Annotated in this window: 8 protein-coding genes and 3 pseudogenes; 4 read left to right on the forward strand and 7 right to left on the reverse strand. The window is 41.3% G+C overall.

What is annotated here, in order from left to right; all coding sequences use genetic code 11:
• Window positions 1-191 (forward strand): transposase (locus AACQ81_RS19825; RefSeq protein WP_443089527.1); only part of this gene is annotated, 191 nt, incomplete at its 5' end.
• 250 nt (window positions 192-441) lie between these two features.
• Here AACQ81_RS19825 and AACQ81_RS19170 read toward each other — a convergent pair.
• Together AACQ81_RS19170 and AACQ81_RS19175 are read right to left on the reverse strand one after the other, a co-directional pair.
• The gene (locus tag AACQ81_RS19170; RefSeq protein WP_237388267.1) at window positions 442-621 is read right to left on the reverse strand and encodes a hypothetical protein; all 180 of its coding nucleotides are present in this window, start codon (window positions 619-621) and stop codon (window positions 442-444) included.
• 20 nt (window positions 622-641) lie between these two features.
• Window positions 642-989 (reverse strand): hypothetical protein, encoded by a 348-nt coding sequence (locus tag AACQ81_RS19175; protein ID WP_237388268.1) that lies wholly within the window; start codon window positions 987-989, stop codon window positions 642-644.
• A 424-nt stretch (window positions 990-1,413) separates the two neighbouring features.
• Here AACQ81_RS19175 and AACQ81_RS19180 point away from each other — a divergent pair, with 424 nt between their 5' ends.
• Window positions 1,414-2,658 (forward strand): ParA family protein, encoded by a 1,245-nt coding sequence (locus AACQ81_RS19180; RefSeq protein ID WP_237388269.1) that lies wholly within the window; start codon window positions 1,414-1,416, stop codon window positions 2,656-2,658.
• A gap of 6 nt (window positions 2,659-2,664) precedes the next feature.
• Entirely contained in the window at window positions 2,665-3,684 is a 1,020-nt protein-coding gene (locus AACQ81_RS19185; RefSeq protein WP_237388270.1) for a ParB family protein, read from the forward strand.
• A gap of 318 nt (window positions 3,685-4,002) precedes the next feature.
• On the opposite strand, the gene AACQ81_RS19830 is transcribed toward AACQ81_RS19185, so the two are convergent.
• The 4 genes and pseudogenes from AACQ81_RS19830 to AACQ81_RS19205 form a co-directional block, all read right to left on the reverse strand.
• Window positions 4,003-4,308 carry a hypothetical protein gene (locus AACQ81_RS19830; RefSeq protein WP_443089571.1) on the reverse strand — a complete coding sequence of 102 codons (306 nt, stop codon included), beginning with the start codon at window positions 4,306-4,308 and terminating at the stop codon, window positions 4,003-4,005.
• Window positions 4,265-4,906: pseudogene (locus AACQ81_RS19195) on the reverse strand (ISKra4 family transposase); the annotation flags it as partial. The gene AACQ81_RS19830 and the pseudogene AACQ81_RS19195, both read right to left, overlap by 44 nt.
• Window positions 4,882-5,148, reverse strand: coding sequence for a VRR-NUC domain-containing protein (locus AACQ81_RS19200; RefSeq protein ID WP_237388271.1), 267 nt, complete (start codon window positions 5,146-5,148; stop codon window positions 4,882-4,884). The gene AACQ81_RS19200 and the pseudogene AACQ81_RS19195, both read right to left, overlap by 25 nt.
• A gap of 23 nt (window positions 5,149-5,171) precedes the next feature.
• Window positions 5,172-5,705, reverse strand: coding sequence for a hypothetical protein (locus AACQ81_RS19205; RefSeq protein ID WP_237388272.1), 534 nt, complete (start codon window positions 5,703-5,705; stop codon window positions 5,172-5,174).
• A gap of 1,418 nt (window positions 5,706-7,123) precedes the next feature.
• On the opposite strand from AACQ81_RS19205, the pseudogene AACQ81_RS19835 reads away from it, so the two are divergent.
• Window positions 7,124-7,654, forward strand: a pseudogene (locus tag AACQ81_RS19835) (tyrosine-type recombinase/integrase); the annotation flags it as partial.
• Between the two features lie 38 nt (window positions 7,655-7,692).
• On the opposite strand, the pseudogene AACQ81_RS19840 reads toward AACQ81_RS19835, so the two are convergent.
• Window positions 7,693-7,815: pseudogene (locus tag AACQ81_RS19840) on the reverse strand (IS982 family transposase); the annotation flags it as partial.

Here is a 7,815-nt window from a genome sequence, read left to right on the forward strand (position 1 = left end):
TACGAGAACACAACATGCTTTTACTCTATCTTCCCGCTTACAGCCCAGAGCTGAATCTGATTGAAATCGTCTGGAAACAGGCCAAATACCGCTGGCGACGTTTTATCACTTGGACTCAGGATACCATGGAGTATGAGTTAAATACTTTGTTGAAAGGTTATGGCGACAAATTTGCAATTAACTTTTCTTGAGTACTTAATTTTTTATTACTTTTACCAAACCTGATAAAGTTATAAATAGGTATGTTCAAGATATAACCCGTTAGGAGTGACCAATGGATGCTTTCAATGACAGCATTTTTGAAGAAAAGTATAAAGGCTTTCTGAAAGTCCGCAGTGAATGGATGAAAATCGTATTCAAACACGCGGTATATACCGATATCAATACGCAGGGTGAGGCTTGCCGCCCTGTGGCGCTATTGACGGATAACACCGTGCTGGCTCAGGCCGAATCCCTGTTACTGGTCTGGAACAGAATAAAATCCTCATTGGCCGCTATCAAGGCATCCGCGTTGTCTAAATCAATGCTTCTGGGAACAGCGTACCGGCCATGTTTCATGGCGGCTTCATTGCCCACCGCCAAGCGACGGCCTGCTCCCCAGGGTAATTTTTGCGGCGGCATGATCACCTCCGGTGACGTGATCACTTTCGCGTTCCGGCTTTTTGCGCTTTTGACCTGCAAAGGTCGTTCGCGAGTGTCTGCTCCCCACTTTTTTCCGGCATGGCGTCAGGCGGGGCGCGGGTTTTAGCCGATTTCCCTTTTTCTCGGTTGGTTTTTTGGGGGGTAAAACGGTGATCATGTATTGCAGTGTGATCATGAGTTTGATCATCGACTGGGGCGGTATTGGGATTGAGGTTATAATGTTCGGCATATTCACGGATGCTGATTCCATTTTCAGCACGCAGCCTATTGAAATTAGATACGTGTTCCTGCCAGTTCATCCCTATCGACCCAAGTAAACGCCCAATACAGGGATGATACACAAGCATTAATATGTTCCATTAGAGCAATTTTATTGCACCATAATGAAAACACTGTGTCATTCATTCTTCAGCATTTTTCCCCTAGCAGTACCCATCACCTCAAAAGTTAACCACAAAAGAGGTTTTATCAAAGTAATACCTTTTTTCCATCAAAATAAAACAACCCCCTTGTTCGCCAAGTGACGCTTATTTTTAATACAAAAATGCACGATTAGAACATATCCAATTTATCACCATCCTATAGAACGATGCTTCAGCAATTCGTTCATGACGAATATTTAAAAGCATAATTTATGTTCTCAAAATAAAAAATATATAACAAATCAATGAAAGTGCATTTAAGTGCACTTTAATTCAATTCAATGCACTATTTCTTTTTTAATGATTTATTTTAACTATAATGCACTAAAACAATGAAGGAAATTTGTACATGAAATTATTAGCAGATATATTAGCCATCGGGCAACGTATGAAAAGCGAACAACTATCACTCAAAGAATCAATTACGGAATCTTTTCGCGTAAGTGTTTCTGACGAGCAGGTAGATGGACTAGACCGATTAATTTACAACCACTGCATGAACAAGACAGCATTGGCTGACTTATTTGGAAAATCTAGGAATATTTTTAGTAAAATGCTGGCTGAATTAGAAAGTCAGAAAATGATCGGTGAACCTATTTACCAAAATAAGAATCATCTCTATACCCGTTTCGATATCCAAACCATTATGAACGAGTTGGGTGCGCCTAAGTATAGCGATATGTATCTTCCCCAAGTTGTTGTTACGGAAAACCATAAAGGTGGGACAGGAAAAAGCACAACAACAGTGACATTAGGGACAGCAGCCGCATTGGATCTGAATCTGAATGCACGAGTTTGTATCATTGATTGTGACCCTCAAGGTTCTATTGGTAGCAATATGATACGTTCAACATCTGAAGATGATGTTTTTCTGACAATTACTGATATCTTACTTGCTAACTATGAACCAGAAGGTGAATTCGCTCAGTACACCAACGTTGGCTGTTCAGAAGAAGAAATTATTAGCAGTATTCCGTTTAGCACTCATTTGCCTAATCTTGATGTAATTCCAGCTTTCCCCACAGATGATAGATTCACCGACATATACTGGAGTATGAGCAAGGAAGAAAGGAATGCTCTGCTAACCCGATTCCGTGATGTTGTTATTCCTGTGTTGAAAAATAAATACGACTTAATTTTTATCGACACTCCACCTCAAGACTCTCCGATCATATGGTCAATCACGGAAGCTGCTGATGGATTGTTGGTGCCTATCACTCCTCGTGAATATGATTTTGCCTCAACAACAAATTACATGCTAACGCTCGCATCTCGCTTGGAACAGTTCCCTTCACGTGGTGAAAACATTAAATGGATGAAAATCCTTGCTGTAAACGTTGATGATAAAAGCCCACACGAAATGCGAACATTGAATAAACTTGTTAGAACTGTTCAAGACAAATTTATGACAACCAATATAAAGCATTCTGAGGCATTTGGCGTTGCTGCAGAAAAGGGAAGAACTATTCTTGATATCAAAAAATCTGAAGGATTGTGTTCACCTAAGCAACTTGATCTTGCTGAAATGTCTGTGCAGTCGGTGTATCAGCAACTGATAAATGAAATAAAGATTATCTCTACTAAAAGTGAGTGATAAACAATGACAGATATAGAACGTGGTAGTAATAAAGACATTTACCTGGGCGGGCTAAAGAGAACCAGCTTTGAACAAAAAAGTGGATTGTCTTCATTAAAACCTACACAAAAATTAAAGCGTTTATTTACCCTTTCTGGTGGACGTAAAGTTGAAGCTGAACATGTCGTTATCAACGCCGATCAAATCGCGAGTCAAACTGTTATCCACGAGATGAATCCTCGTAACCAAAAGGCCTTAGATGACCACGCAGTTCGCGATATTTTGGAGCAGATTCGGCTAAGAGGAGTCGATACCGAAGGCGTTGCAATTAAACATGATAATAAATTCTTTCTTATCGAAGGTAGCCGACGCAGGTATTGCTGCCTAAAAACGAAAGCAGATATGCCACTGTGGGTATTACCGGATGATTTAACAGTAGAAGATATCAACGAACTGATCAACGCATCACAGAGCTCAAAAAAATTCTCATTTCGAGAAGTTGGAAAGCAGTACCAAGAAAAAATGAAGTCCCTTGGTTTTAACACCAACGAAGAATTGGGACGATATCTGGGTTTAAGTGTGGAATCTATTCGTAAACGTATTCAAGCTGCGTTGGTTGATGAGAGATTGATATCTATTTTCCCTGATTCGGAAGGTATCCCAAATAGTTTCTATTCACGCTTGGCAAAAATTCAGAAGCTAGCAGAAAAGAATAAACTTAACCTTGATGATTTATGTGCCGAAATAGCTATCGAAACGGAAGTAACTGATGTCCGTGACAGTGAAATAGAAGGCAAACAGCGTTCCATCATGGATAATTTAACTGTTGCTTTAGAGCTGATGACATCAAACACTCAAGCAAAAGGTTGGGAAACTACTGATCTAATTTCTTTCGATAATAAAGACAAATATGCCAGAATTAGCCGTAGCGCCAATGGGCGCAAGGTAAAATTCGAGTTTAATAGATTAAATTCCAATCTTTTAAAAGAGATTGAGCAGTTGATTACTGAGCGGCTAAAGAGCGAAATGTCCTCTAAGAGGTAATCTTCCCTTGTTCGCTAAACCTAAAATCCCCGTAATGCTTTGCCAGAATAGTGCCATTTTCTTTCTTTACGGGGGTAAAACAACCCCCTTGTTCGCCAAGATTTAGCCTAAATAAGCTGGAAAATTGATAAAGCCATTAACCTCCGTTTCACCCCAATGACGATAACCCCAGCAAGTAGCAGCACAGATACATCCAACAAAATAAACCAATCATACTACCAGCATAGATCATTGCTAATTTCACTTGTACTGAGTAAAATCTCCTCATATCTCAAAAATGAAACATCAAAAGAAAATATTTCTAAGACGTAGTATCCATCATTCTTTTACGGATAATGTCATCCCAAATCTTACGTAATAAGGCCGCATTTCTTGCAGCTTTTTTTCATCGTCTTTAATCCCACCAGCGGAAATAACCGTTGTTGAAAAATCAATAGAGAGGCCATTGCGCGGCTTGAAATGAGACTGTGTAATGTATTTCATCTCAAAGGTTCTCGGTCTAACTCTGGTATCCATGATGCAAACGATGTTTTTTGACGAAAAAAACACTATAAGGAGACCATAAAAATCTGTGGGGCACTTATGCAGCAATCTTTTCTGTCCAAGAATGCTCCGTTTCGTCACCTAATTTTATGCCCGGATACCAATGCCCAAATTGGGTTTTCAAATCATCATTAAGTACGGCTGTGCGGGTCTGGAGTAAGTCATGCGCACCTTGCTGGCTCCATTGCATCTGCTGCTTTTTCACCATCCGTTAGGCAATCACTTCATTGATCGTCGATTCAACAAATGAAGAGGAAATGGGTTCACCATAGCGGTACATTTCACCATAATTCGGGATCATCATGCTGTTATTTTCAATGTAGGTGTACATTTCATCGATATGTTTTGATAAGGATTTCTTATTATCATAATGCGGGATGTCCTCATCACACATCTCAGCACAATCCTCTAGCTGTTCTAATGCCTTAATCACATTGCCATGCCAGAGATACCATTTTGTACTGGTTAAAGCGTCCAATAATTCTGCACCAGGTTCAGGGGTGTTTTTCGATACCCCTCTGGCATATTGTTTTAGTACTGTCAGACGCATCGTGATATGAAACCAATCCAGTACGTGCTGCGATTCGGGGTACAAGTTAAATTGCAGATCCCTGAGATTATCGGCACCATCCGATAAGAAAGTAATTTGTTGATTCACCTGCATACCTTGTGAAGATAAGTAGCTTCGTGTTCGCCATAAACAACTACACAGTAATAGCCATCCGCTGATAAGCTATTCAGCCATTGTTTTTGTTCGGTAGACGGTTTATTGGCGCCATGTTTAAACTCAAGGCGCATACCGTGATAACACCCTTTAGCTAAATCAAGAGACACATCGGGATAACCTTTTCGCTGCCCTTCCGCTCTGAGGTGTTCACCTGTTTTTTTGTGGCGTAATCCACCGTTACGTATTGAATGCAAACGCGTATAAATATCAGAAGTATTTACTTCGCAGTGGCAAAAAAACGCACCTGGACGTAATGTTCATGATTACCCTTCAGCAATTCGGGATTTTTAGTTAACTTTTCCAACGCGACAGCATGAGGGGGAACGCACTTTGTGATTGGGTTTGTCCCAACGGACAGCGCGCGGATTTCCTGGGCTTCCTGCGCTATTCGGGTTTTCTCGGCATTGGCTTGATCGACACTCTCCTGATAAATCAGACCGACCTTGACCTTGATTTTATCCCAGAATGCGTCTTCATAGCGTGATTGGCGGTAATGATCATTAACCCTGTCGATTAACTCATCACGTTGCTGAACGGCCAGAAACACGGATTCGGTGATTTCGTGTTCTTCAATAAAGTCCAACACCACCGTATCAGCAAAAAAATTTGCAAAATCCGTTACAAATACCCCATCAGTCAGAGAATAATTTTCTTCGAAACGGCGATAATGTGGAAACGTCTGCACGCGTTCAATGACGGAGGCAAGGTTCGAGTTTACAGCGGATTTAAACACCCGATAGGCATTATGCACCTCGACTTTGCCGTGTGCAGCAACCGCCTCGTTTAAACTCGTGACGATTATCTGACATTGTTCCTTACTGCCCTAACGCCAAAACTAGCCAGCGTGGGAAGCACCCCATGTTTAGCATGCTTATTAATCATTTTTTTAGTTCTAAATTTTGACCTAAAAACGATAAGTTCTAATCAACAGTTTGATTTTATAAACTCAATAACTTATTCTAGTTATGTTAATTTTAAGGCATCGTGTTCAAGCCGAATTCTGACTTGCTTGTTAACAATTGTCTGTATTAGGTCAAAAAACAAAAAAGTCAACCTCACCAGTTGTTTTTTTGTTTTTATCTATTCATAGAACAGCTATAATAGACAGTTAGATAAAAGCAGACAGCAATAAATAATCGTACTTCACTAATATTGTTCAGCTTTTCTCGCTGCATTAGAAAGAAAAAATAGTTAATCTTTTGTATATCAAAACAGGCTGACTGCCCTGACGCCCGAATGAGCCAATCAATACACATAACTTTTACCTTCCCAAAAATAAACCTGATTTTTTGATCATCTTGGAACAGTTCCAACGCAGGTTTGTGTGGGAATCACCCCATGTTTTAGCTATCGCTGGCAGATATGGGAATTACCCCATGTTTTGACTACCTTCGCATAGCTATTTCCTCGATGAGTGAGTACTTTTAGTATGCAGGAAGATCTCTAAATATAAATGGGACTAATTTACGGGATGATTACGCATTAATATGGAGGTGTTATTCATAGCTCATCATGATACATGAGTGCTCAGTTATGTGTACTCTTACCATCAGCTGAGAATTCACCAAACTTCGTCATTTTCATGATGTATAGGCACTCTAAAAATTCTAGAATAAGTAAAAAATAGTTATCCCATGTTAGAAGCGATCGTGATGGAAAGGGAACACCTCCAGTGGCACAATTTTTTGTTGCGGCAACTGTTCCATGCGTGATCATTCCTTGATGTACGTTTTATTGATTTCGAACTGACATGGCGACTTTGGAAATTAATTTCTGGCGGTTTTTGTTAATAACAATGGATGCGCCTACGTGAAATCTGGGTCACTCGGCGAGGGGTTAATACGTGACTTTTTACGTAGCGCGATCAGATATAAGGAGTGAGTTATGGCGGGTAATTTATCCCCGGTGAGCCGTGATGTGATATCCATTGCGGATAATCCGGATCTAAATGATGACGTACTGCGTAACCTCAATGCGTTTATGAAATACAAAGAAGCTTTTGCGGACAACACCTGGCAGCAGCTGATGAAGACCACACGGTTATGGTGCCACTGGTGTATTGCTAAGGGGCGTCCTTATCTGCCGGTCGATCCCGATTACCTGCGTGATTACCTGTGGGAGTTGCATGAAAGCGGACTGGCTCCCGCCACCCTCAGTAACTATGCCGCCATGCTGAACCTGTTACATCGGCAGGCGGGCTTAATTCCGGCCGGTGACAGTCAGAAAGTGAAACGGATATTAAAAAAAATTCATCGGGTCGCGGTCGTGAACGGCGAAAAAGAAGGTCAGGCTATCCCGTTTAGAATTGATGACCTGAACCGGATTGATACCGCCTGGAATGCATCGGCACAGCTGAAAGACAGCCGTAATCTGGCGTTCCTGTTTGTGGCCTACAATACGTTATTGCGTGTTTCCAACCTGGCTCGCCTGAAGGTTAGGGATGTGATATTTAACCGTGATGGCAGTATCATGCTGCATATTGGTTACACCAAAACCCAGGTTGACGGGCAGGGGCTAACCAAAGCGCTCAGTCCTAGGGCATCCGCCCGCCTGCGGGAATGGCTTCAAGTGTCAGGCTTAACTGAACACGCTGAAGCGTATGTTTTTTGTCAGGTACACCGCTCAAATCAGACGGTGGTAACGACTGAAAAACCGATGGATGAATTTAACCTGTCGCGGATTTTTTCGACCGCATGGACTGAGGTACACGGCGACAAAAAAGAGGTGGCTAATAAACCTCAGCTTCGTTTAAGAATAGCGATATCATTATTCCGTAAATTCAAACTCGGTTTTTTAGGTTGGAATGTATACGCAATGAGGCCTGCGGCGATTTCCAGTAGAAAACCGAGTTGACTGCGATG

This window comes from Xenorhabdus sp. Sc-CR9 (genome assembly GCF_963897815.1).
Classification (GTDB): Bacteria; Pseudomonadota; Gammaproteobacteria; order Enterobacterales; family Enterobacteriaceae; genus Xenorhabdus.